The sequence below is a fragment of the Rhizobium sp. SG741 genome (assembly GCF_012275435.1).
GTDB classification, from domain to species: Bacteria; Pseudomonadota; Alphaproteobacteria; order Rhizobiales; family Rhizobiaceae; genus Rhizobium; species Rhizobium lusitanum.
The window spans coordinates 88,161-113,225 of record NZ_JAAZQP010000006.1; the positions used below are offsets into that span (position 1 = coordinate 88,161).

A 25,065-nucleotide genomic window follows, 5' to 3' on the forward strand; every position below is an offset into this window, starting at 1 on the left:
GTGCCTAAAGATCGAGATGCAGCGCGCTTCCCTCGAAACGGGAAACGCAGATCATCACCTTTCGGCCGGACGCCTTTTCTTCGTCGGTCAGATAGACGTCGTGGTGCAGAAGCTTGCCATCGCAGACGGCAACACCAGTCTCGCATTGTCCGCAGGCACCACCGCGACAGAGGAAAGGCGCGTCGACGCCGGCAGCCTCTATCGCCTCCAGCATGCTCTCGTGATGGCCGACATGAACCGTCTTGCCGGAGCGCGTCAGCTCGATCGAGAAGGGCTTGCCGGGTTGCGAGGACAGGAAGCGTTCGGAATGCAGGTTCTGCTCGGGCCAGCCGGCCTCCAGACCCGTTTTCAGCACGCCGTCAATCATCCCCGAGGGGCCACAGACATAGAGATGCGTGCCGAGCGGCTGGCTTTCGAGGAGACGGGCGACGGGGATGAAATTGCCGTCGGCGTCACAATAGATCTTCACCCGCTGCGAGCCATATTGTTCGACAAGTTCTCGGCAATAGGCACCGCGATCCACCGAGCGCACGGCATAATGCAGTTCGAAATTGGCGCCCTCGCGCGAAAACTGCTGCATCATCGCAATGAAGGGCGTGATGCCGATACCACCGGCAATCAGCAGATGCTTGCGGCCACGCCAATCCGGCTGGAAGAGATTGACCGGATAGCTGACCTTGAGCTCGTCGCCTTCGCTCACCTTCTCATGCATGAAGGCGGAACCACCGCGCGAATCCTCGACGCGCAGCACGCTGATCTCATAGGCCGAACAATCATGCGGCGGCGACATCAGCGAATAGGCGTTGCGCCGCATATGTCCTTCGTCGTTCATCGAAACGATCACATGGGCGCCGCCGGAAAAGTAAGGCATCGGCTTGCCGTCGAGACGCTCGAAGCGGAAACGCTTGATGCGATCGGCGACCGGTGTGACCTTCGCAACGCGGACCGGAATTTCTGTACCACCGCTCACAGGAACAACTCCTCGGGATCGGGCGCACTGCCGGGCTCTTCCGCATCGATATTGACGCCCTGGAAGGCGCCGAGACGGCGCGAATAATGATCACGCACCAGAAGCGGAAGCCCGCAATGGCTGCAGGTGAAGGGACTATGCGTGACATCCTCGGTGATGCCCTTGCAATGGACGCATTGCACGCGACGCGCCAGCGAGCCGCGATGTTCCGTGATGATCGAGGCATGGTCCATGCCGTAGTCGAGCGCTACCATCATCGCCTGGCCGATGAAGCCCTCGGTGCCGGCAATATAAAGCCGCGTGCCCATATGGGCGGTCGCAAGCGACCCTTTCAGGCGAAAGAGCAGCGTTGCGATCGTCGGCGCCGCGAAGAACATGTCGGCGCCTAGCTTGCGCAGGGCTTCGTCATGGCCCTTGCCCTGCGAGCCGCGCGCGACATAGAGGATTTCGCTGCGCGACAGGATCGTGTCGTCAAGCGCGGCCATCTGGTCGAGGAGAGCATTTGCCCCCTCGCCTTCCAACACAAAGATGTGCCGCCGGGCGTGCGGCTGGATGATGAGGCCTTTATAGACCGGTCGGCTCTTGATGCCTTCGACAAGCATGAGCGCCTCCTAACCGATGGCCGTCCTCTTCTTCTTTTCCGGATCATCGAAGGGCAGCGTGTGAGCAATGGCACTTGCCTTCAGGCTCTTGCCGCGCACTTCGAGCTTCGTGCCCTGAACCGCCTTGTCGACGTCGAGACGGGCGATCGCCATGGATTTCTTCGTCAGCGCGGAATAGCACGGGCAGGTAATGACGCCGACTTTTTTGCCGTCGGCAAAGACCTCGTCGCCGAGATCGGCCGGGCCATCGGCATCGATGAGCATGCCGAAGATCTTGAAGCGCTCCCTGCCCTTGAGGCGGGCATGTTCCTCGGCCCCCCTGAAGCCGGTCTTGCCGGGGCTGACGGTAAAGTCGAGGCCGAGTTCCCAGAGGCTGTCGCCGGGCGGCTGATCGGCGAAGGGATACATCTGCGAGTTATCATAGGGGTAGAAAAGCAGATAGCTTTCGACGCGCAGCATGTCGAGGACGCTGAAGCAGCAGGGAATGATCCCCATCTCCTTACCCTCAGCGACGATGCGATCCCAGACCATCGGGGCATCCTGACCACGCACGAAGATTTCATAGCCGCGCTCGCCGGTATAGCCGGTACGCGAGATCATCACGGGCGCGCCGAACAGCGTCGTCTGCATGTGATGGAAATATTTGAGGTCGCGGATGCCGGGCACGTATTTGGCGAGATAATCGACAGCGACCGGACCCTGCAGCGACAGATCATGCAGATCGTCGTCGAAGAGGACGGCGCAGTTGCGCCCTGCTGCCTGCTTGACGAGTTCCTCATGGCCGGAGCCTGAACCATGCACCAGCATCCAGGAATTCGGTCCGGTGCGATAGACAATGCAGTCGTCGGTGAAATAGCCGCGATCGTTCAGCATCGCGGCATAGACCGAGCGACCGGGGTAGATCTTCGACATGTCGCGTGTGGTGATATAGTCGAGCACGGCGATGGCGTGCGGGCCGACCAGGTGCACCTTCTTGAGGCCGGAAACATCCATGATGCCGGCCTTGGTGCGGATCGCGACATGCTCGTCCGACATGTCCTTCTCATAGGTCCAGGCGGTTCCCATGCCGCTCCAGTCTTCGAGTTTCGATCCGAGAGCACGGTGCCGGTCCGCCAAGGCGGAGAAACGCCATGATAATGCCATTTCGTTCCCTCATTTTCTTCTATGGAATATTTATTTCCTGACTATAATCGTCTTTCGTGTCTTGGCAAGCCGATCCGAGTGGTTTTTTGTCGCCACCCGGAAGGCATTTTCCTCAAAACTTCGGCGGCTGCTTTCCGGCGGCCCGATGGGCGGCAATGACGGTATTGGCCATCAGCATGGCGATCGTCATCGGCCCGACACCACCCGGAACCGGCGTGATGGCACCGGCGACGTCGGAGGCTTCCGCATAGGCAACATCGCCGACCAGCCGGCTCTTGCCCTCGCCGCGCTCCGGTGCGGCAATGCGGTTGATGCCGACATCGATGACCGTCGCGCCCGGCTTGATCCAATCGGCCTTGACCATCTCGGGCCGACCGACAGCCGCCACCAGGATATCGGCGGTGCGAGCCACAGATGCCAGATCCTTGGTGCGCGAATGCGCCGTCGTGACAGTCGCATTGGCATTGAGCAGCAATTGCGCCATCGGCTTGCCGAACAGATTGGAGCGGCCGATGACGACGGCGTTCATCCCCGACAGGTCCTCGCCATGAATGCGCCGCACCAACAGCATGGCGCCGGCCGGCGTGCAGGAGATCAGCCCGGTTGAGAGATCGCCGGTCGCAAGCTTGCCGGCATTGACCACATGCAACCCATCGACATCCTTCTCCGGCCGGATCGACTGGATGATCGCATCGGAATCCAGATGCTTCGGCAGCGGCAGCTGCACCAGAATGCCGTGAATGGACGGATCCTCGTTCAGGGACTGTACCAAACCAGCGAGTTCTTTCTGCGTCGTTTCCGCCGGCAGCGTGTGCTGGATGGAGTTGAAGCCGCATTCCTTGGCCATCTTGCTCTTGGAGTTCACATAAGCGTGGCTGGCCGGATCGTCGCCGACGATGACGACGGCAAGCCCGGTCCGAACACCGGTCTCCGTCTCTAGCCCGCCGGCGGCAACCTTCACCGCCTCGATCACCGAAGCCGCCGCAATCTTTCCGTCGATCACTGAAGCCAGCGCCATCCCTCAGCCCATCCGTTCGGATGCATAGCTTCCCGGGCTTGCCGGGAAGACGATGGTGCGGTTGCCGTTGAGGAAGGTGCGGTAGTGGATATGCGCATGGATGGCGCGGGCCAGCACCTGGCTCTCGACATCGCGGCCGATCGACACGTAATCGTCGGCCGACTGCGCATGCGTGATGCGGGCCGTGTCCTGCTCGATGATCGGGCCTTCGTCGAGATCGGCGGTGACATAATGCGCCGTCGCCCCGATCAGCTTCACGCCGCGCTCATAGGCCTGCTTGTAGGGGTTCGCCCCCTTGAAGGACGGCAGGAAGGAATGATGGATGTTGATGATGCGGCCAGACATCTTCTGGCACATGGAATCCGACAGAATCTGCATGTAGCGGGCCAGCACGATCAGTTCGGTGCCGGTCTGCTCGACCACCTCCATGATCCGTGCTTCCGCCTGCGGCTTGTTGGCCTTCGTCACCGGAATATGGTGGAAGGGGATGTCGTGGTTGACCACCACCTTCTGGTAGTCGAAATGGTTGGAGACGACGCCGACGATGTCGATCGGCAGCGCGCCGATCTTCCAGCGGTAGAGCAGGTCATTGAGACAATGGCCGAAGCGCGAGACCATCAAGAGCACCTTCATGCGCTTCTTGCCATCGTGGATCTCGGCCTCCATCTCGAACTTGGCAGCGACCGGCTTGAAGCCCTCGACCAGCGCCTCCAGGCCGACCCCTTGCTCGGAGATGAAGGAGACGCGCATGAAGAACTTGCCGGTGTCGAGATCGTCGAACTGGCTGGAATCGACGATGTTGCAGCCCTGGTCGGCCAGATAATTGGCTATCGCCGCAACGATCCCGCGCGTCGACTGGCACGATACAGTCAGTACATAGTTCTTCATGGTGATCTTCCTCCGCCGTCCCGGCCAAAAATCCGCGCCCGCGCCGGAGCTTGATACTCCAGCGCATGCGCTTATTCGGGCAATCGTCCGCTCCGCACTCAGATATCGAGCGTGCTGTCGCGCTCCCACTGCGTGAAATGCGAGCAGTAGGCGTTCCATTCCTGATGCTTGAGCTTCAGATAGGCAGCGGAAAACTCGGAGCCGATCGCCTCCTTCAGGCCCTCGTCCTCATCATAGGCCCGCAGCGCATCGAGCAGATTGAGCGGCAGGCGCGGCGCATCCTTCACCAAGTAACCCTCCGCATACATGTCGATATTGTGATGCGGGCCGGGATCGGCCTTGTTGCGCAAACCGTCGAGGCCGGCCGCGATGATGATCGCCTGGAGCAGATAGGGATTGACCGCCCCATCGGGCAGGCGCAGTTCGAAACGGCCGGGACCGGGCACACGCACCATGTGAGTGCGGTTGTTGCCGGTCCAGGTCACCGTATTCGGCGACCATGTAGCGCCCGATGTCGTGCGCGGCGCGTTGATGCGCTTGTAGGAATTGACTGTCGGATTAGTGATCGCCGCCAGCGACGAGGCGTGCTTCATGATGCCGCCTAGGAAGTGCCTGCCTTCGGCCGAAAGACCGAATTCCGCCTCCCTGTCGGCGAAGACGTTGGTCTTGCCGTCATTGCTCCACACGGAAATATGGCAGTGGCAGCCATTGCCTGTGAGACCTTTGAAGGGCTTCGGCATGAAGGTAGCGCGCAGTCCGTGCTTCTCGGCGACCGACTTGACCATGAACTTGAAGAAGGAGTGCTTGTCGGCGGTCTTCAAGGCATCGTCGAACTCCCAGTTCATCTCGAACTGGCCGTTGGCGTCCTCGTGGTCGTTTTGATAAGCACCCCAGCCGAGTTCCAGCATGTAGTCGCAGATCTCGGCGATGACGTCGTAACGGCGCATGACGGCCTGCTGGTCGTAGCAGGGCTTTTCGGCGGTGTCGTATTCATCCGAAATCTTCGAGCCATCGGCGGTGATCAGGAAGAATTCGGCTTCGACGCCGGTCTTGACCCGCTTGCCTTCGGCTTCAGCCTGCTTGACGAGCTTCTTCAGCACGTTGCGCGGCGCCTGGGCGACCAACTCGCCTTCCATCATGCAATCGGCCGCGACCCAGGCAACATCCTTCTTCCATGGGAGCTGGATAACAGAGGACGCGTCCGGCACGGCGAAAAGATCGGGATGGGCAGGCGTCATATCGAGCCAGGTGGCGAAGCCGGCAAAACCAGCGCCCTCTTCCTGCATGCCGGCAATCGCCTGCGCCGGCACCAGCTTGGCACGTTGGCCGGAAAAAAGATCGGTATAGCTGATCATGAAATATTTGATGCCTTTGTCTTTCGCAAAAGCAGCAAGGTCCAGTGTCATTCTCGTTCCCCTTTGGATTTCTCAGAGACACTTCGGTTTATGCGTGAAGCCGCCGGGCTCTTCGGCCCGGTCGGAAATTCAATAGCCTCCCTTGCCCGGATACCAATTCGTGCCGGCAAGTGGAATCTGCGCCATGGCGGCCGCTTCCATCGTCAACGCACACAGATCTTCCGGTTCCAGATTATGCAGATGGTTCTTGCCGCAGGCGCGCGCGATCGTCTGCGCTTCGAGCGTCATGACCTTGAGATAATTGGCAAGACGACGGCCCGCCGCGACCGGGTCGAGCCGCGCGGCGAGCTCCGGATCCTGGGTAGTAATGCCGGCCGGATCCTTGCCTTCATGCCAGTCGTCATAGGCACCGGCAGTCGTGCCGAGCTTCTGATATTCTTCCTCCCAGCGCGGATCGTTATCGCCGAGCGCAACCAGCGCTGCCGTGCCGATGGCAACCGCATCGGCGCCAAGCGCCAGTGCTTTCGCGACGTCCGCGCCGGAGCGAATACCGCCGGAGATGATCAGTTGCACCTTGCGGTGCATGCCAAGATCCTGCAGTGCCTGGACGGCCGGGCGAATGCAGGCAAGCGTCGGCATGCCGACATTTTCGATGAAGACGTCCTGGGTCGCGGCCGTGCCGCCCTGCATGCCGTCAAGGACGACGACGTCGGCGCCGGCCTTCACGGCCAAAGCCGTATCGTAATAGGGACGCGCACCACCAACCTTCACATAGATCGGCTTTTCCCAGTCGGTGATCTCGCGCAGCTCCATGAGCTTGATTTCAAGATCGTCAGGACCGGTCCAGTCCGGATGACGGCAGGCCGAGCGCTGGTCGATGCCCTTCGGCAGATTGCGCATGTGAGCGACGCGGTCCGAAATCTTCTGGCCGAGCAGCATGCCGCCGCCGCCGGGCTTTGCGCCCTGGCCAACCACCACTTCGATCGCATCGGCGCGGCGCAAATCCTTCGGATTCATGCCGTAGCGCGAAGGGAGATATTGATAGACGAGGGTTTGCGAATGGCCGCGTTCCTCATCAGTCATGCCGCCATCGCCGGTCGTGGTCGACGTGCCCGCAAGCGTGGCGCCGCGGCCGAGCGCTTCCTTGGCGTTGCCGGACAAGGCGCCGAAGCTCATGCCTGCAATGGTGATCGGGGTCTTGAGAGTGATGGGCTTCTTGGCAAAGCGGCTGCCGAGAACGACTGTCGTATCGCATTTCTCGCGATAGCCTTCGAGCGGATAGCGGGAGATCGACGCACCGAGGAAGAGAAGATCGTCGAAATGCGGCACCTTGCGCTTCGTGCCGGCGCCGCGAATGTCGTAGATGCCGGTCGCCGCCGCACGGCGGATTTCGGCCAGGGTATGGTCGTCGAAGGTTGCTGATTTGCGTGGCGGCGTAAAAGGATTGTGATAGCTCATGATGTCTCTTTCGCCTCAATACGCGTCGGCATTGTCGATGTTGAAATTATAGAGTTTGCGCGCCGATCCGTAACGCTTGAACTCTTCCGGCCTGACACCGCTGACGCCTGCCTTGTCGAGAAGCTCGGCAAGCTTCTCGAGATGCTCCTGGCGCATTTCCTTTTCGATGCAGTCCGAGCCGAGGCTCTTGACCGAGCCGCGAACGAAAAGTTTTGCCTCATAGAGGCTGTCGCCCAACGCATCGCCCGCATCGCCGAGCACGACCAGATGGCCTGATTGACCCATGAAGGCGGACATATGGCCGATATTGCCGTGCACGACGATATCGATGCCCTTCATCGAGATGCCGCAACGCGACGCCGCGTTGCCCTTGATGACCAGGAGGCCTCCCTGGCCGGTCGCCCCTGCATATTGGCTCGCATCGCCTTCGATGACAACGGTGCCCGACATCATGTTCTCAGCGACACCCGGTCCGGCGGAGCCATGCACCGTGACGTTGCCGCCATCGTTCATGCCGGCGCAATAATAGCCGACGGAACCCTTGATATCGACGGTGACGGGAGCATCGATGCCGACGGCCACCGCGTGATGGCCACGCGGATTGACGACTTCGAAGGCAGTATCATTGGCACCGGCTGCAAGGCTGTGAAGCATGCTGTTAAATTCGCGCAGCGAGGTAACGGATAGATCGAAAACTGGCATGAAAGAACTCTCTCGATTGCGCCAAGACTGGATTAGGCGGCCTTTTCGTGATCCCAGAAATAGACGGTGGCCGGTTCGGGTTCCCAGATGCGGGCATCCTCGATGCCAGGCAGGTTTACGAGCGCACGATATTCGGAGCCGAAAGCAACATACCGATCGGTTTCGGCCATGACGGCCGGCTTGCAGGCGATGGGATCGCGAACGACGCCGAAGCCGGACTTTGTGCCGACGACGAAGGTGAAGAAACCGTCGAGATCGCTGAGCGCGCCGGTCAGCGCCTCGCCGAGATCCTTGCCCTTGGCCATCTCGGCCGTCAGATAAGCGGCGGCGACTTCGGTGTCGTTCTGCGTCTCGAAGGTCATGCCCTCACGCACGAGTTCGCGGCGCAGGTTATTGTGGTTCGACAGCGACCCGTTGTGGACCAGGCATTGATCGGAGCCGGTCGAGAACGGATGGGCGCCCAGCGTCGTAACCGCCGATTCCGTCGCCATACGGGTATGGCCGATGCCATGCGTTCCGGACATGGAGGAGACGCCGAAACGGGAGATGACGTCCTTCGGCAGGCCGGTCTCCTTGTAGATCTCGATGGCATCGCCGCTGCTCATCACCCGGACATCGGGGCGCAGCGTCGCGAGCGCCGCCCGGCCCTCGTCGAGCTTATCCTTCGCGAGCGTGATGACAGCATGAGTGCTTTTGACCTCGACCGACACCGGCGCATCCAGCGCGCGCCTCAGATCATGCTCGAGGCCGTCGAAGTCCTTTGCCGGGCTGGCCGATTGGATCGTAATCTTCGCCTTGTTGCCGTTGGCGCCGCCGTAAATCGCGATGCCAGCGCTATCCGGCCCGCGATCGGTCATCGTGACAAGCATGGACGAAAGAAGCGAGCCGAGCTCCGGCTCGAGGCTTTTGTCTTTCAGGAAGAGACCCACAATTCCGCACATGATCAGACCCTCCATTTCGCGTCTGCAAAATGGCTATCAGGTCTGTTTTCAGATTTCAACCCAAAAGAATATTTTTTTCTTTTAAGGCAAGTTATTCGGTCTTGCCGCGCTGTGGATAGCTGATGATCGACAGGTATTTGCTCGGCAATTTCACCAGGACTTCAGGGCCGTGCGGCGCGTCGGCGTCAAAGAACAAGCTATCGCCGGGCTGCATCGGGAAGAGTTGGTCGCCATGGCGATAGATCACCTCGCCTTCGAGCATATAGAGGAACTCCATGCCCTCGTGCTGGAAGGTCGGGAAGACATCGGAATCGGCCGTCAGCGTGATGAGATAGGGCTCGACGATGACGCCGCTGGAATTGTTGTCGATATGGCCGAGCAGATTATATTGATGGCCGGCGCGCGTGCCGCGTCGTTCAAGCTCTATGCCCTGCCCCGCCTTGACGAAGACCGCATTGCGCGGCTCCTCGTAGCGGCGGAAGAAGGCCGTCAGCGGCACACCAAGCGCACGCGACAGCGATTGCAGTGTCGTCAGCGATGGCGAGATGTTGCCGTTTTCGATCTTCGAGAGCATGCCGAGCGAAATACCGGTGGCCGCAGCCAGGTCCGTCACCGTGATGCCGAGCTTCTTACGATAGGCGCGCACCTCGTGGCCGATCGCCATTTCGAGATTGTTGACCTTCGGCTCGCGAACCGCATGCGGATCCTGCACGAACGCTGGCCGCGTGCCATGCGGATGGTCCTCGCTCGACGTCTTGTTCGGCTTGGTCTTCATTCACGATCCTTTTCGGTGATGCTCTCTTGCAGCAACTCTATCTTCCCAGTGAAATTTTCTCAACTACGACGAAAGCTACGACCGGCGCGTTTCGCTTGGGGCCATATCGTAAAGGTTGCGATAGGCCCGCGAGAAGTGAGCACCGCTTGAGAAGCCGGTGGCAACAGCGATTTCGGAAATGGATAACGGGCTTTGCTCGAGCAACCGCCGGGCATGCTGCAACCTGATACGGCGATATTGATCGAGGAATGTCGAGCCCAGATGCGCGGCAAACAATCGATCGAGATGGCGTGGCGTCACGCCGGCGATCCGCGCCATGGCTGCGCGATCCAACGGCATCTCGATCGTCTCCTCCATCTTCTCGAGCACGCTTAGAAGACCGGGATGGTGGACACCATAGCGCTCGGCGAGTGAACCGCGTTGCGGCGCTGTTGGTTCGCCGACTTCCGTGTGGAGAAACCAGTCGCTCACACGGCGGGCGAAGTCCGGTCCCATGCGCTCGGAGATCAGCACATGCATCATATCGAGCGGCGCGACGCCACCGCCGCAGGTAATGCGGTTGCCGTCGACGACGAAGCGGGCCTGGCGCGGCGACAGCGTCGGAAAAGACTCGAGCAGCGCCGGCGCATGCTCCCAATGGATGGTGAAGTCGCGGTCCGCCAAAAGCCCGGCTGCGGCGAGCAAATAGGGGCCGCCGGATATACCGCCGATACGCACTCCTTCGCGCGCCAATTGCCTTAGACAGGCCAAAACCGTCGGGTAATGCCAATCTCGCGGCGATCCACCCGCGCAGACAAAGACTGTCCCAAGCCCGGAGCCACGGCCTGGAAGCGGTGCGGCTGGTACGGGCACGCTGGCTGACGACAATGCCGGCGCACCATCCGGCGAGAAAGTCGACAGCCGATAGATCTCGCGTCCGGCCAGCAGATTGGCGGCGCGCAGCGGTTCGCTCGCCGAGGCATAGGACATCAGCGCGAATCCCGGGATCAGGATGAAGCCGATATGCTGGACGTTTTTTGCGTCGATCGAAGACATGTCCTATTTCTATCGAAATATGTCCCGAATGGGCAAGTCACCATTTCCCGCTCTGTCATCATGAGCGCAATTCCACTTGGATCCATCCATGCGCTATTCCGCTCTCTCCATTTTCCTCAACGGTCTTCGCGGCAATGCCGGCTGGGCTCCAGCCTGGCGTCAGCCCGAACCCAAGCCGCATTATGACGTCATCATCGTCGGTGGTGGCGGCCATGGGCTGGCTACGGCCTATTACCTTGCCAAGACCTTCGGCATCACCAATGTCGCCGTGCTGGAAAAGGGCTATCTCGGCTCCGGCAATATCGGCCGCAACACGACGATCATCCGGTCCAACTACCTGCTGCCCGGCAACAACCCCTTCTACGAACTGTCGATGAAGCTCTGGGAAGGGCTGGAGCAGGATTTCAATTTCAACGCGATGGTTTCGCAGCGCGGTGTGCTGAATCTCTTTCATTCTGACGCGCAGCGGGATGCCTATACGCGGCGCGGCAACGCCATGCGCCTGCATGGCGTCGATGCCGAATTCCTCGATCGGGAGGCCGTGCGCAAGAAGCTGCCGTTCCTCGATTTCGACAATGCCCGCTTTCCGATCATGGGCGGCCTGCTGCAACCACGCGGCGGTACAGTGCGCCACGACGCCGTCGCCTGGGGTTATGCTCGCGGCGCCGATAGCCGTGGGGTCGACATCATCACCGGCTGCGAGGTGACCGGCATCCGCAGCGAGAACGGCCGCATCACCGGCGTCGAAACCACCAAGGGCTTCATCGGCTGCGGCAAGCTGGCGCTGGCGGCGGCCGGCAACTCCACTGTCGTCGCCGACATGGCCGGCCTGCGCCTGCCCATCGAAAGCCATGTGCTTCAGGCTTTCGTCTCCGAAGGCTTGAAGCCGTTCATCGACACGGTCGTCACCTTCGGTGCGGGGCATTTCTACGTATCGCAGTCGGACAAGGGCGGCCTCGTCTTCGGCGGCGATATCGACGGTTACAATTCCTATGCGCAGCGCGGCAATCTCGCGACTGTCGAGCATGTCGCGGAGGCGGGCGTCGCCTTGATACCGTCGCTGACGCGCGTGCGCTACCTGCGCACATGGGGCGGCGTCATGGACATGAGCATGGACGGCTCGCCGATCATCGACCGCACCCATATCGACAATCTCTATCTGAACGCCGGCTGGTGCTATGGCGGCTTCAAGGCCACACCGGCCTCCGGCTACTGCTACGCCCATCTGATCGCCCGCAACGAGCCGCATGAAACGGCGCGGGAACTGCGGCTCGACCGTTTCCGGCGCGGCTATCAGCTCGATGAAAAGGGCGTTGGCGCCCAGCCCAACTTGCATTGAGGACATGACGAGATGGCAAGCCTGATTTCCTGCCCTCACTGCGGCATTCGCCCCAAAGAGGAATTTACCATCAAGGGTGATGCGAACCTCGGTCGTCCCGCGCCGGATGCCGGTTCCGACGCCTGGTACGACTACGTCTATCTGCGTGACAACCCGAAAGGATTACACAAGGAATATTGGCACCATTCCTCCGGCTGCCGCCGCTGGTTGATCGTCGAGCGCGACACGGTCACGCACAAGGTCCACGGCGTGAACGACGCAGCGCTCGCCAAGCTCGGAGATCCGGCATGACCAGCTTCCGCCTTTCTTCCGGCGGCCGGATCGACCGCTCCAAGAGCGTCCGTTTCGGCTTCGACGGCACGGAGCTGACGGGCCACCCCGGCGATACGCTTGCCTCCGCCCTGCTCGCCAACGGCATTCAACTCGTGGGCCGCAGCTTTAAATATCATCGGCCGCGCGGCATCCTGACGGCGGGCGCGGCCGAGCCTAACGCCCTTGTGACAACAGGCACGGGCGGGCGCACGGAAGCCAATAGCCGTGCCACGATGGTCGAGCTCCATGATGGGCTGATCGCGCGCAGCCAGAACCGCTGGCCCTCGCTCGGCTTCGATATCGGCGCCGTCAACGGGCTGCTGTCGCCCTTCCTAAGCGCCGGCTTCTACTACAAGACATTCATGTGGCCCGCTGCCTTCTGGGAGAAGGTCTACGAACCATTGATCCGCAAGGCCGCCGGCCTCGGCAAGGCTTCCTACGAAACCGACCCTGATTCCTATGAGAAATGCTGGGCGCATTGCGACCTGCTGGTTATCGGCGCAGGTCCGGCAGGGCTTGCCGCCGCATTGACGGCGGGGCGTGCCGGCGCACGCGTGTTGCTGGCCGACGAAGGCTTTGCCCTCGGCGGCAGCCTGCTTGCCGATCAAGAGTCGCCACTAGGTGACTTTCTGACGGAACTCGAAAGCCTTCCGAATGTCCAATGCCTGCCGCGCACGACCGTCATCGGCTGGTACGACGACAACGTCTTCGGCGCCGTGGAGCGCGTGCAGAAGCACGTCGCAGCGCCCGATGCGCGCCGGCCGGTCGAACGCTTTTGGCGCATCATCGCCAAACAGGCCATTCTTGCTACCGGCGCGGAAGAGCGGCCGCTCGTCTTCGGCGGCAACGACATTCCGGGTGTCATGATGGCAGGCGCCATGCGCAGCTATCTGAACCGTCAGGCGGTCGCGCCTGGCAACCGGACCGTTGTCTTCACCACGAACCGGTCAGGCTACCAGACGGCGGCCGATCTTGAGGCCGCCGGCGTCGAGGTTGCCGCCATCGTCGACAGTCGCTCCAAAGCCAGCGAAACTTGGAACGGCAAAGCTCCGATAGTCCCCGGCGCCCGCATCATCGATGCGCATGGCGGCAGGCTGCTGCGTCGGGTCACCGTCGCGACAGCCTCGGGCACACGACATATCGAGGCCGATGCACTTGCCATGTCGGGCGGCTGGAGCCCGATCATTCATCTCGCCTGCCATCGTGGCGAAAGACCGGTATGGTCCGACAGGCATGCAGCCTTCCTTGCCCCGGAAAGGCAGGAAGGACTGCTCATTGCGGGCTCGGCTGCCGGTCTTGCCTCGACCGAGGCTTGCCTTGGTGATGGTGCGCGCAAGGCAACTGAGGCGCTCGAGGCGATCGGCTTTGCCAAGGCGGAGCCGGCCTTCAAGCTTGGGGAAGATGTACAGGCAGCCGCCTCGCCGCTGTGGTCCGTCAAAGGTGCCAAGGGCAAGGCCTTCGTCGATTACCAGAACGACGTACACCTTCAAGATCTCGGCCTTGCGGTGCGCGAGGGTTATGGGCATGTCGAGCTTGCCAAACGCTATACGACCAACGGCATGGCGACCGACCAGGGCAAGCTTTCCAATATCAATGCCATCGGCATCCTTGCCGAGGCCCGCGGGGTTTCACCCGCCGAGGTCGGCACCACGACATTCCGGCCCTTCTACACGCCGGTTTCCTTCGGCGCGCTCACCGGCGCATCGCGCGGCAAGCACTTCCAGCCCGCGCGCAAATCGCCACTGCATGGCTGGGCAAAGAAGAATGGCGCCGTCTTTGTCGAGACCGGGCTCTGGTATCGCTCCTCCTGGTTCCCCCGCGCGGGTGAAAAGACCTGGCGCGCGAGCGTCGACCGCGAGGTGCTGAATATCCGGAAGAATGCCGGCATCTGCGATGTCTCGACGCTCGGCAAGATCGAGATCTTCGGCAAGGACGCGGCGGCCTTCCTCGACCGCATCTATTGCAACGGTTTTGCCAAGCTGCCCGTCGGCAAGGCGCGCTATGGCATCATGCTGCGCGAAGACGGCATGATCTATGACGATGGCACCACCAGCCGCCTCGGCGACGAGCATTTCTTCATGACGACGACGACGGCGCTTGCCGCCGGCGTGCTGGCCCATCTGGAATTCTGCGCCCAGACGCTTTGGCCCGAGCTTGAGGTCCACTTTGCCTCCTCGACGGATCAATGGGCGCAGATGGCGGTCGCAGGCCCGAAATCCCGTGCGGTCCTCGCCGAGATCGTTGATGAAGACATTTCGGACGCAGCCTTACCTTTCATGAGTGCGCGCGCAGTCACGCTGTTCGGCGGCAAGCTCGAAGGCCGGCTTTTTCGCATCTCGTTTTCGGGCGAGCTCGCCTATGAGCTCGCTGTGCCTGCGGCCTACGGCGAGTTTGTCGCCGATGCCGTCATGCAGGCCGGGCAGCAATACGATATCTGCCCCTATGGTGCCGAGGCGCTCGGCGTCATGCGCATCGAAAAGGGTCATGTCACCCATGCCGAGATCAACGGCACGGTTACGCCGGGGGATCTCGGTTTTGCCCGCATGGTTTCGCCGACGAAGGCCGATTTCATCGGCAAGGCCATGCTCGCACGCGAGGGCCTGCAGGCGGCCGATCGGCCCCGCCTCGTCGGCGTCAAGCCGCTCAATCCGGCGACAAGCTTCCGCACCGGCGCCCATATCTTGGCGGAGGGCGCGGCCGCAACGCTGGAAAACGATCAGGGCTATGTCACGTCGAGCGCCTTTTCGCCGAGCCTCGGCCATACGATCGGCCTCGCGCTGGTCAAGAACGGACCGGAGCGGATCGGCGAAAAGGTCTTGGTCTGGAACGGCCTTCGAAACGAATTCACCGAAGGGCAGCTCTGCAGCCCGGTCTTCATCGATCCTGAAAACGAGAAGCTTCATGCCTGACCTTCCCCAAAAAAAGCCGGTTCTTGCCGGCAAGGCCGCCTTGCAAGGTTCGGACATCCGGCTCGAAGCCCTGCCTGAGGGTCATCTGCTGCATGTGATGGGAGCAACGACGACCGAAGATCTCGAGGCACATCTTTCTGCTGCAGGCATCAAGGACAGCGCTGTGCGTCCGGCCGGATATCGACAATGGTTCATTGCCGGCAACAACGTGCTTCCCAACGCCCTTGTACGGGATTTTTCCAATGCCCTTGCCGGTAGCGCCTTCGTCTCGGACCAGAGCCATGGCCGCGTCCGCATCGTCGTCTCCGGTCTGCGTGCCGCCGAATTGCTGAGCAAAGGCACGGCCGTAGACCTTCATCCGGCCACCTTCCCGCAAGGGCGGACGGCCATGACGCTCTTCGGCCATATATCGCTGCAGGTCGCACGTACCGGTGCCGACGAGTTCGAGCTGACGGTGCTGCGCAGCTTTGCGGAGTCTCTCTACGAAGAGCTTGAGGCGCTGGCACTATCGCTGGGTGCCGCGCGCGTTGCATCCTGAACCATCGGGTATCGAAAACGCACCGGCTTATACGCCAGAGACATCAGGCGCTGGCGGCCGTTTTCAGCAATCTTTCGGCGGCCAGGTTCAGGCATTCTTCAAACGCAGTTAGATCGAGAAAGAGCCGATCCGGCGCCACCTTCCGCGTAATGACCGCACCGTTGCGCGCCGCGATGCCACCATCAAGCATCAGATTGTCGGCCATATCGAAATTTTCCAGCGCGAAGCCATCAGGCCCGCGATGGCGGCCGTCGGGACCGAGGCGGACTTCCCCGCCATAGAGGCCGCTGACCCGCTCGAAATGATTCTCGGTGCAGTTGGAAAAGGCAAATGCCGGGCAGCCGCGGGCGCACATGAAGCCCAACTCGAACGCGGTGCCGATGTCAGCCGCAACGCCGCGAAACGGCGTCAGATTGGCAATGATCAGATCGGCGCTCGACATCAGGCTCTCGTTGATGGCGCTGATGGCGAGACCGCGTTGATGCCTCGTTTCGGTTTCGGGGACGGCCAGATCGCCGGGCGAGACAGGGGTGAAGCCATAGCTGCGCGCTAAGGCAATCTTGTGGTCGAGGACTTCCCGCGCATTGGGGAGGAACACCTCAGGACCTGCCAAATATGCTCTCAATGCTTTGCCTTTCCGACAAAATGTTGCACCACGGAAGCTGCGGAACCATATGAGGCATATGACCGATTCAACGCTCTTGCGCCATAGCGAAACGCGCGGCTTGCAAAATCGCGAAATGCGCGCGAGTGCCGTTCCCGACCAATGGCAAGGCGCGTATATTCGCACTTCGAAGCGGGGCGTTGAGACAGCCGATGACAGGCGACAGAATTTGTGGGGTAAAAGAAATGCAATCTTCCATTGCGGCAATTGCCGGCTCGGAAAATGACGACCGTGGCAGCTGGCCGACGAAACAAAGCAAAATCCTCGATTGGTTGATGAATGACGTTCGTGAGCAGCGCTTCATCGACAATATTCTCGTCGAGCTGTGCGAGAAGATGCGGGCAATCGGGATTCCGGTTGCGCGATCGACGATGCATTTCAGAACGATGCATCCGCAATGGCTCGGCGCGCGGATCCTCTGGCGCACCGGCATGAAAGAAGGCGATATCGCCACGTTCAGCTACGGTGTCGAGAATACGCCGCAGTTTCTGGCAAGCCCCATCAACGAGATCTTCAACGGCGCAACCGAGGTCCGGCAAAATCTCGAGGTTTCCGACAAGGATCAGTTCGTCTACCCGCTGTATAAGGAGCTATATGCGGAAAGGTTGACCGACTATATTGCCTGGCCGATCTATCACACGCTCGGCAAGCGCCATATCGTCACTTTCGCCTCGGATGCACCGGGCGGCTTCACCGATGAGCACATCACCTTCCTGAAGGATTTACTCCCTGCGCTGACGATGGTGACCGAGATCCGGCTGAAGAACATCATGGCCCGCACGCTTTTGCGGACCTATGTCGGCCCGCATGCCAGCGAGCAGATCCTAGCCGGCGCAACGACGCGCGGCAGCGGCGCCACGGTCGGAGCGGCCATTCTGATCTGCGATCTTCGCGACTTCACGACCATTTCGGACATGTGGCCGCGAGACGACGTCATCGAGCTGCTCAACGGCTATTTCGACGCTATGGTCGAGCCGATCGAAAAACACGGCGGCGAGATCCTCAAATTCATGGGCGACGGGCTGCTGGCCATATTCCCGCTGAGCGACCCCAACGCCTGCCACAATCTCCTCCTGTCAATCCGCGAGGCGCAGGAAGCGGTGACAACCCTCAACGAGGAAAACCGCAAGCAGGGCCGCGAGGTGCTCCGCTACGGCGTCGGCGTGCATGTCGGCGACGTGATGTATGGCAATATCGGCTCGCGCACCCGCCTCGATTTCACGGTCATCGGCCCGGCCGTGAACATCGCTTCGCGCCTGGAAACGCTGACCAAGGAAGTGAAGCGGCCGGTGCTTCTGTCCAAGGCATTCGTCGAGATGGCCGGCTGCCAGCGCGATATGGAAAGCCTCGGCGCCTTCCCGCTCAAGGGCCTCGGCGAACCGGTCGATGTCTTCGCCTTCACCGCAAAAGAGAAGTTGCTGCAGGATGCATGATCGACGGAGAGCCGGGGTTCTTCCCTCTCACGCGGCCGATTTGATGCGGCGCGATTCAGTCGGTTGCAAAACGTGAAAGGTCAAAGGGCTGCCGCTGCCGATACAGTTCCCTATATTGTGAAACGGATCATGACGATAGCCGCCTTATTTTTGGGATCGTTCTGCGATTACAAACGTTAAGTAAGGGTTGATTCTATCGGCTCGACCGGAGGGTGCTTGTCACCCATAAATACTCTGACAAGGAGAAAACAGATGAGAAAAATTCTGACACTGGCGTTTTCAGCCGCATCGTTGATCGTCGCCGGCGCGGCGGTAGCGCGCGCGGCAGACCTGCCGACGAGCTATCGCGAGGAGGAACCCGATCAGCGCAATGGCGTCAAGATCGGCTATCTCGATTGCGAAATCGGCGGCGGCGTCGGTTATGTGCTCGGCTCGGCCAAGGAGGTGGATTGCACCTTCCACTCGACCGTCGGAAGTAAGGGCGTGGAGCATTACAGCGGTGCGATCAGGAAGATGGGGGTCGACCTTGGTTTCACGACTCGCAGCCGGCTCGTCTGGCTCGTCTTCGCTCCGACAGCCGGCTATCATCACGGCTCTCTGAGCGGCCTTTATCAGGGTGCCACCGTTGAAGCGACCCTCGGCGCCGGCGTCGGCACGAACATCCTTGTTGGTGGTACTTCCGGCTCGATCCATCTTCAGACGGTGAGCGTGACGGGCCAGCTCGGCCTGAACGTCGCCGCTACCGGGACTTCGGTAACGCTGACCTCGACCGAGTGAGGTTTTAGGCCGCTGCGAAGCGGCACGAGTTCTATGGCCGCCCTTCCATAATGTTAGGGCGGCCTCTTTTTGTTGATGACCTTGCCGCCAAAGCAATTGCTCGTTGGCTCGTCTGTCGACAGCCATCGTCAACGCTCAATCAACAAAGCCCGTTTCTTTTCAAGGGCCTCTGCCCTTATCTTCCTGTTATCTGGCGTCACCGTTCTGGCCCGAAATGAATTAACGGCGATCCGGTATATGGCTATAGCTATTCAATGCAGAAGAACAATTGGAGCCAAGCTCATGACCGATACTGTCACCGATCGCTTCCTTCGCTACGTCGTCATCGACACGCAATCGGACCCGATTTCGAGCACCCAGCCCTCGACTGAGAAGCAGAAAAACCTCGGGCGTATCCTTGTCGAGGAATTGCTGGCGATCGGCCTCGGTGACGCGCATCTGAACGAGCACGGCTATGTCTATGCGACCATTCCGTCCAATGTCGACAAGCCGGTTCCGGTGATCTGCTTCTGCTCCCACATGGATACCGCGCCCGATTTCACCGGCACCAACGTCAAGCCTCAGATCCTGCGGAATTATAGCGGCGGCGATATTCGGCTCGCGGGCGATCCGCAGCAAATCATCCGTGTCGACGACCACCCTGCCTTGCGCGATCAGGTCGGCAACGACATCATAACCTCGGATGGCACGACCCTGCTTGGCGCCGACGACAAGGCCGGCCTCGCCGAGATCGTGGCGGCAGCTCAATATCTCGTCGACAACCCTGATGTGCGCCACGGCACCATCAAGCTCCTGTTCACGACCGACGAGGAGATCGGCCGCGGCGTCGACAAGGTGGATCTCAAGAAGCTCGGGGCACAGTTTGCCTATACGGTCGATGGCGAAACCGCTGGGCATATAGAGGACGAAACCTTTTCGGCGGATGGCGTCGAAGTCACCATCCAGGGTGTTGCCATCCATCCGGGCTTTGCCAAGGGAAAGATGGAGAATGCCATCAAGATTGCCGGCGCGATCATCGACAGGCTGCCGAAGGACGTAGCGCCTGAAACGACGGCGGGCCGAGAGGGCTTCATTCACCCGACAGGCGTGACCGGCTCGATGGAGAAAGCCTCACTCGGTTTCATCATCCGTGATTTCGATGATGCCGGTCTGGCCGTGAAAGAGGCGATGCTGGAACAGATCGTCAAGGACGTGATGACAGCCTTTCCCGGCTCCTCCCACACATTCACGGTCAAGCATCAATACCGCAACATGAAGACGATTCTCGATCGGCACCCGCAGATCGTCGACAATGCCGTGGAAGCGATCCGCCGGGCCGGGATGACCCCGGTGCGCGGCAGTATTCGCGGCGGCACGGACGGTTCAAGGCTCTCGTTCATGGGGTTGCCTTGCGCCAATATCTTCGCCGGCGGCCATGCCTTTCATTCCCCGCTTGAATGGGTCAGCCGGCAGGACATGGAAAAAGGCGCAAAGACGCTTGTCGAACTGGCTAAAGTCTGGGCGGAGCGTAGCTAAGCCGGTTCAGGCAGGTAAAGTCAGCTCAGAAGAGCGCCCGTTGCCTCAGAAACAAGGCCCCGGGCGCTGGCATTTGTCGCAGACGATCGTGAGATTCACCAGCCGATGCTGGCGACATCATCGATTGCCCGCCTACCTCGGCGAAGCACGGCGCCAGGCGCGTCGGCGGCCTGGCTCAGCAGGTAGCGCGCGCCAGCCAGCGGACGAAACCCGACCCTCTCCTCCACAACAGGAGGCCGCTCATCGTTCACCAGCGGCTGTTCGGCCTGGGCGTATTCCGGCTCTCCCGCGATCAACGGATCTCGCGTTTCGCATTGCGGCAAGCAACGGTCGAAACGCTCGACGCCGCCCGACGATGCGACCTTGGTCTTCGCAATACCGGCGTGGGATGCGACCCGCTTTGCCGTAACGGCAGCTTTTTCCGTCGAGGCAAGCGGCGACGGCGATGGGATCGGTACCGACATCGTTTGTCGTGCCGGGCTCGCATCGACCACGACCTGCGGCCCGCTCATCGCGACGTGTTCCAGGGGTTTGGCGCTGCTGATCGCGATCACGCCGCTATCGTCGACGAACCGCATGGCTCGATCGGCCGGAGCGGTTTGAACGATGAGGTAGAGGGCACCGACCACCGTGCCGCATACAGCAAGCCCGGAGCCTAGTCTCCGCGTCATCTCGCTTTGGCCATTCCACCAACTTGCAGGCTGCGTACCCATCGACAGCTCCTTTGGACAGAGATTCCAGAGGCCAATTCACACGAGAACTGTGGCGCAGCTTTTGTCGAAACATGGCTAATTGCGGACCTTTTGCAAAGAAATGTTGACGGACCAGGACCTTCGTTCATCAGGAGACGCGGTTTGTCGGTGGACCGAAAGAAGATGATGATGCAAGGCTGCATCATTAAGCTTTATCTTTAAAGTTAATCGGGAATGTCGCAAGACAAGCAAATGGTCTTGTGATTTTAATAATTCGTGGCTGGGCTGAGCCACGATTCCATCTCGAATTCGAAGATAAGATATTATTGTGCGCATGGTATTTACCGCAAAAGAACTTGGTCGCGATGAGCATTTTCTGTCGGCCATATTGCAGAGCGCACACGAGCTCATGGCCATTTACAGCGAGAATCCCCGGATAGCGTCGATTATGGCTGCGCAACAACGATGGCTCATGGCTCATTCGGGCTTTTCGCTTTCTCTCGGCTATCCGGATGAACCGACGCCTGGGCTATATGGCAGCCGGTTCGTCGACTTTGCCGTGAAGCACGGCATTGCCAGCCGCAATACTGCCGCGGCCTTCCTCAAGGAGATGCTGGCCTATAAATTCATCCAGCCGGTGCCGCAGAGTTCGGACCGCCGCATCACGCTGCTGGAGCCGACGGAGCTGACGCGCGAATATATGATGCGATGGATCCATACCCATCTCGTCGTGCTGGATACGCTCGACGGCGGGGACCGGATGGCCCAGGTCGCTATCAATCCGGAGGCCATATGGCGCATGCATCCGATCATCGCCAAGCGGATCATGGATAGTGACATTCTCCGCAATCCCGGCGTTACGTTCAGCCTGTTCAACTGGGCGACATCGGGCGGCGTCGTGATGGACTATCTCATCTCGCGCATCACCTCGGTCGATTTTGCGGCCGACAAGATCCTCATCGGTCCCCTTTCCATGAAGGTGATGCAGAGCCAGTTCATGATTTCCAGAACTCACCTGAAGCGCCTGTTCAAACGGGCGGCGGAATTCGGCAGCGTTGGATGGGCCGGCGCGCCGGGAAAGAGCAGCTTCTGGCTGTCCCACACCTTCGTGTCGGAATATTGGAACTATCAGGCCGAGAAATATGCGATGATCGATGCGGTGAGCGCGGCGGTGCTCAATACACCCGACCGTCTCGACGAAAGATCGCATGCAACCTCGACGCTGACCGCCTGACGCAGGCCTCCAGGGTGCACGTTGCCGGCCGCAGCGGTAACCGCCGACCTGCCCGCCGGGACACGTGACGTCTACTTTGAGGTATTCATCAACACAGCTCAAGCTCTGACTGTCTATGGTCGCGTGCCGCCCCCGACAACGCCGTTACCGGGAACCTATACCGACACAGTGGTCGTCACACTCACCTACTGATACGAAATGCGATATGTCGACGGACCCTCGCGGCTCCCTCATGCAGCATCTGCGCCGCCTGCGCTGCGCCGGCTGGTTCCAACCGTCGATACGGCCGCCGCCGTCTCAGGCATATCGGAGGAACAAACCATATTGCGGCCGCTTCGCTTGGCTTGATAGAGTCGCCTGTCCGCCACGCCCGCCAGTTCCTCCCAAGCCCCTAAAGCGCATTCTGCTCGCCAGCCGACGCCAAAGCTGGCGGTGGCGCGCAACCCATGCTCTTCGCTGATGACAGCGTGGGCTAAGGCCGCGCGCAACCGCTCCGCGGTTGCCTGAGCGACTGCCTCGGTCGCGTCGCCCAATATAATGATGAATTCCTCGCCGCCATAGCGCGCAAACAGATCCCCGGGCCGCAGACATGGGCTCAATATCTGAGCCGTCCTTTGAAGCACGACGTCGCCGACGGCATGGCCGTACCGATCATTGATCGACTTGAAATGGTCGATGTCGAACATGACGATGCCGAAACCACGGAATCCGGATCGCGGAGCAGCGAGCAATTCCTCGACTGCTTCACTGAGCGCTCTGCGATTAAGCAGACCGGTCAGCGCATCCGTCTGAGAGAGACGCTTCAATTCCTCCGTCATCGATTTGCGCTCCATCTCCAGATGTCGCTTGAAACACTGCTGCTCCCGCAGAATGTTCAGCCGCAGGAACATCTCGCGCACTTCCCGACCGGCGTGCGGCATCGCTTCGGGCTCCGATAGGTCGCCGGCAGCGATATCGTCGATCTGCCGTATGGCGGCAAGCATCGGCTGGAACAGGGATCGCCTGAGCGCATAGGCCAATCCGGCAACCACCGATATCGCCGTTACGGCCAGGAGCGCCGATATCAGCATGGCTCTCAAGGCCTTCTGCTGTGATTCCTCCAACGACGTCAGCGCGGTCTCTTCGATGAGTTCACGCAACGTCTCCGTCGATTTCATCCCCGGAACATATTTTTGAGTGAACTCCCCCGCCGTTGGCGGCTTGCCTCCATTCAGCTCAAAAGCAACCTGCTGCGCATAGGGCAAGGATCCGGCGAAGTAATTCACCGTCACTTGATCCAGCAGTTGCGCGATAGCCTGGGAATGCAGCGTTGATGGAGCATAGGTCTTCAACAGCGCATTCACTTCGAAAAGGCGGTTCAACTCATTGTCGAACGCCGCCCGGTAGTGCGAGCGGGCCTGCCCTTGCGAGGCGAGCATCATGACCACATACGATCCCAATCTTCCGGCGCGTTCTCTGAGCGTTCCGGCCATCGAAGTCAGCATGACTTCGGCCCCGGTCTGCGGCGCCTGAGCGATAATCGAACGTCCCGCTACGTCACGGTAATCCTGCGCCCGGTCCGCCGCCCGGAACATCGTCTGTATCGCCTCGGCTATTTGTGTCCCACTCCGCTCGTCGCGCGGAATGGCCGCGACCGCATCGACGGCTTTTCGGCCTGCTTCCAATTGCGCCTTGACGGCCATGAATGCGCTGCTCATTTCCGGCGACGCATCTATCTCCGTCCGGAAGATCGTCTCGATCTTGGCGATATCAACGTCGGTGTCGCCACGGCTCGCTTTCAACGCGGCGGCAAATTGCGGCTGCTGTTCCTCGGAGGCGCCCATAAGGCTGTTCGCCGGCCCCCGCTCCTTCGATATCGTGGCAGCCGCACGCAAGGCGGCATCGAAGCGCTTGAACTCCGTCACCCCGCGCTTGTAGTGGATGTAATCCGACAAGCTAAAGGCAATCGTCGAGCCGGCCATCATCAAGCAAACCATGATAACGGCTATGGCGCCGTTCCACTGTAGCTGTTGAATTCTAAGCCGCGACAATAAGTGCACTCCACCGAGAACCGTTTGATCGAGAATAAACTGCAACTGGTAGAATTTTCGTTTAAGGCACAGAAATGAAATATTTCTCACGAGCTGATGACGAGGTTACGCAAATTGTCAGCCAGTCACGATAGCCTTATGTTTATGCACAACAAAGAGAGGTTTTCGGCGTCATTGGCGCGGCGAAGAACGGCCAAAAAAAGTAGTCGACACCGACAAGGCGATGCGGGCAATCGTACAAAGCGCGAGCGTTCGCCGCTGCTTTGTACGACGTGAGTTTTGCCGGGCGTCTCTCCCATAGAAGGGAGTTCGCCCGCCTATGGGCCTCCCTTATCGCCCCAGAACTGGGTCGGTGGCTCGAATGCTTATTTGCTGGCGAGCAGGTTCAGCTTGTAGATCTGCGGCGGCTCCGCAAAGAGATCTCCCGCCTGTACTTTTGCCATCAAAGCGGCCGCTACTTTGCCGTCGAGATGGGCCTGCCGGCCCGCTTCATTGTCGAACGTGTCGAAAATGGCGAACTTTCCGGGGCCTTCTTCGATCGCATACCAGCTTGCCGTACCGGGTTCCGCGAGGACCAAAGGCAATGCCGATCGCAGAAAATCGGCAACCTCGGCCTCCTTGCCGGGCTTGGCCTTCAGCGGAACATACAGTGCAAGTTTGCTCATGACCCACCACCTTTCATGTGCGGATGATGTCAACCAACGTCGGGCGATAGGAACTGTTCCCGATCAGGCA

Annotated in this window: 24 protein-coding genes; 9 read left to right on the forward strand and 15 right to left on the reverse strand. The window is 60.4% G+C overall.

Going from position 1 to position 25,065, the window contains the following annotated elements; genetic code table 11:
- Window positions 1–4 precede the first annotated feature (4 nt).
- The 11 genes from FHT29_RS16885 to FHT29_RS16935 form a co-directional block, all read right to left on the reverse strand.
- The gene (locus FHT29_RS16885) at window positions 5–970 is read right to left on the reverse strand and encodes a PDR/VanB family oxidoreductase (protein WP_047561553.1); all 966 of its coding nucleotides are present in this window, start codon (window positions 968–970) and stop codon (window positions 5–7) included.
- Window positions 967–1,572, reverse strand: coding sequence for a dimethylamine monooxygenase subunit DmmA family protein (locus FHT29_RS16890; RefSeq protein WP_168599887.1), 606 nt, complete (start codon window positions 1,570–1,572; stop codon window positions 967–969). The genes FHT29_RS16885 and FHT29_RS16890 overlap by 4 nt, the downstream gene beginning before the upstream one ends.
- Window positions 1,573–1,581: 9 nt before the next feature.
- Complete coding sequence (locus FHT29_RS16895; protein ID WP_168599888.1) at window positions 1,582–2,715, reverse strand: aminomethyltransferase family protein; 1,134 nt, start codon at window positions 2,713–2,715, stop codon at window positions 1,582–1,584.
- Between the two features lie 112 nt (window positions 2,716–2,827).
- Complete coding sequence (gene folD / locus FHT29_RS16900; protein ID WP_210255480.1) at window positions 2,828–3,733, reverse strand: bifunctional methylenetetrahydrofolate dehydrogenase/methenyltetrahydrofolate cyclohydrolase FolD; 906 nt, start codon at window positions 3,731–3,733, stop codon at window positions 2,828–2,830.
- 3 nt (window positions 3,734–3,736) lie between these two features.
- Window positions 3,737–4,621, reverse strand: coding sequence for a formyltetrahydrofolate deformylase (gene purU / locus FHT29_RS16905; protein ID WP_092575736.1), 885 nt, complete (start codon window positions 4,619–4,621; stop codon window positions 3,737–3,739).
- 98 nt (window positions 4,622–4,719) lie between these two features.
- The gene (gene glnT / locus FHT29_RS16910) at window positions 4,720–6,027 is read right to left on the reverse strand and encodes a type III glutamate--ammonia ligase (protein ID WP_168599889.1); all 1,308 of its coding nucleotides are present in this window, start codon (window positions 6,025–6,027) and stop codon (window positions 4,720–4,722) included.
- Between the two features lie 78 nt (window positions 6,028–6,105).
- On the reverse strand, window positions 6,106–7,434 hold the full coding sequence (locus FHT29_RS16915) for an FMN-binding glutamate synthase family protein (RefSeq protein WP_037197545.1): 1,329 nt from the start codon (window positions 7,432–7,434) through the stop codon (window positions 6,106–6,108).
- Between the two features lie 15 nt (window positions 7,435–7,449).
- Window positions 7,450–8,136 carry a GXGXG domain-containing protein gene (locus tag FHT29_RS16920; RefSeq protein WP_037197544.1) on the reverse strand — a complete coding sequence of 229 codons (687 nt, stop codon included), beginning with the start codon at window positions 8,134–8,136 and terminating at the stop codon, window positions 7,450–7,452.
- Window positions 8,137–8,168: 32 nt separating this feature from the next.
- Window positions 8,169–9,077, reverse strand: a complete 909-nt coding sequence (locus tag FHT29_RS16925) for a glutamine amidotransferase family protein (protein WP_047560266.1) — start codon at window positions 9,075–9,077, stop codon at window positions 8,169–8,171.
- Between the two features lie 91 nt (window positions 9,078–9,168).
- Complete coding sequence (locus FHT29_RS16930; RefSeq protein ID WP_037197542.1) at window positions 9,169–9,852, reverse strand: helix-turn-helix domain-containing protein; 684 nt, start codon at window positions 9,850–9,852, stop codon at window positions 9,169–9,171.
- A 75-nt stretch (window positions 9,853–9,927) separates the two neighbouring features.
- A complete protein-coding gene (locus FHT29_RS16935) occupies window positions 9,928–10,887 on the reverse strand; it encodes a GlxA family transcriptional regulator (protein WP_168599890.1) in 960 nt (319 codons plus the stop codon).
- An 88-nt stretch (window positions 10,888–10,975) separates the two neighbouring features.
- Between FHT29_RS16935 and FHT29_RS16940 the strand changes: the two genes are divergently transcribed.
- The 4 genes from FHT29_RS16940 to FHT29_RS16955 are packed head-to-tail and all read left to right on the forward strand — an operon-like array spanning window position 10,976 to window position 15,985.
- Complete coding sequence (locus FHT29_RS16940) at window positions 10,976–12,226, forward strand: sarcosine oxidase subunit beta family protein (RefSeq protein ID WP_168599891.1); 1,251 nt, start codon at window positions 10,976–10,978, stop codon at window positions 12,224–12,226.
- A 12-nt stretch (window positions 12,227–12,238) separates the two neighbouring features.
- Window positions 12,239–12,517 carry a sarcosine oxidase subunit delta gene (locus FHT29_RS16945; protein ID WP_168599892.1) on the forward strand — a complete coding sequence of 93 codons (279 nt, stop codon included), beginning with the start codon at window positions 12,239–12,241 and terminating at the stop codon, window positions 12,515–12,517.
- Window positions 12,514–15,447 (forward strand): sarcosine oxidase subunit alpha family protein, encoded by a 2,934-nt coding sequence (locus tag FHT29_RS16950; RefSeq protein WP_168599893.1) that lies wholly within the window; start codon window positions 12,514–12,516, stop codon window positions 15,445–15,447. Before FHT29_RS16945 ends, FHT29_RS16950 begins: the two co-directional genes overlap by 4 nt.
- Complete coding sequence (locus FHT29_RS16955) at window positions 15,440–15,985, forward strand: sarcosine oxidase subunit gamma family protein (RefSeq protein WP_168599894.1); 546 nt, start codon at window positions 15,440–15,442, stop codon at window positions 15,983–15,985. The genes FHT29_RS16950 and FHT29_RS16955 overlap by 8 nt, the downstream gene beginning before the upstream one ends.
- A gap of 43 nt (window positions 15,986–16,028) precedes the next feature.
- On the opposite strand, the gene FHT29_RS16960 is transcribed toward FHT29_RS16955, so the two are convergent.
- A complete protein-coding gene (locus FHT29_RS16960; RefSeq protein ID WP_037197530.1) occupies window positions 16,029–16,610 on the reverse strand; it encodes a nucleoside 2-deoxyribosyltransferase in 582 nt (193 codons plus the stop codon).
- A gap of 224 nt (window positions 16,611–16,834) precedes the next feature.
- Between FHT29_RS16960 and FHT29_RS16965 the strand changes: the two genes are divergently transcribed.
- The 3 genes from FHT29_RS16965 (at window position 16,835) to pepT (ending at window position 20,374) form a co-directional block, all read left to right on the forward strand.
- Window positions 16,835–18,082, forward strand: a complete 1,248-nt coding sequence (locus FHT29_RS16965; protein ID WP_168599895.1) for an adenylate/guanylate cyclase domain-containing protein — start codon at window positions 16,835–16,837, stop codon at window positions 18,080–18,082.
- 252 nt (window positions 18,083–18,334) lie between these two features.
- Complete coding sequence (locus tag FHT29_RS16970) at window positions 18,335–18,859, forward strand: DUF992 domain-containing protein (protein WP_168599896.1); 525 nt, start codon at window positions 18,335–18,337, stop codon at window positions 18,857–18,859.
- 282 nt (window positions 18,860–19,141) lie between these two features.
- Entirely contained in the window at window positions 19,142–20,374 is a 1,233-nt protein-coding gene (gene pepT, locus FHT29_RS16975; protein WP_168599897.1) for a peptidase T, read from the forward strand.
- 95 nt (window positions 20,375–20,469) lie between these two features.
- Here pepT and FHT29_RS16980 read toward each other — a convergent pair whose 3' ends face one another.
- Complete coding sequence (locus FHT29_RS16980) at window positions 20,470–21,087, reverse strand: hypothetical protein (protein WP_037197524.1); 618 nt, start codon at window positions 21,085–21,087, stop codon at window positions 20,470–20,472.
- 313 nt (window positions 21,088–21,400) lie between these two features.
- On the opposite strand from FHT29_RS16980, the gene FHT29_RS16985 reads away from it, so the two are divergent.
- Window positions 21,401–22,300: a hypothetical protein gene (locus tag FHT29_RS16985; protein ID WP_037197523.1), complete on the forward strand. Its 900-nt coding sequence runs from the start codon at window positions 21,401–21,403 to the stop codon at window positions 22,298–22,300.
- Window positions 22,301–22,321: 21 nt separating this feature from the next.
- Window positions 22,322–22,492, forward strand: a complete 171-nt coding sequence (locus tag FHT29_RS34935) for a spore coat protein U domain-containing protein (protein WP_281408372.1) — start codon at window positions 22,322–22,324, stop codon at window positions 22,490–22,492.
- A gap of 38 nt (window positions 22,493–22,530) precedes the next feature.
- Here the strand turns inward: FHT29_RS34935 and FHT29_RS16995 are convergent, their stop codons facing one another.
- On the reverse strand, window positions 22,531–24,330 hold the full coding sequence (locus FHT29_RS16995; protein WP_168599898.1) for a GGDEF domain-containing protein: 1,800 nt from the start codon (window positions 24,328–24,330) through the stop codon (window positions 22,531–22,533).
- 365 nt (window positions 24,331–24,695) lie between these two features.
- Complete coding sequence (locus tag FHT29_RS17000; protein WP_168599899.1) at window positions 24,696–24,995, reverse strand: antibiotic biosynthesis monooxygenase; 300 nt, start codon at window positions 24,993–24,995, stop codon at window positions 24,696–24,698.
- Window positions 24,996–25,065 lie beyond the last annotated feature (70 nt).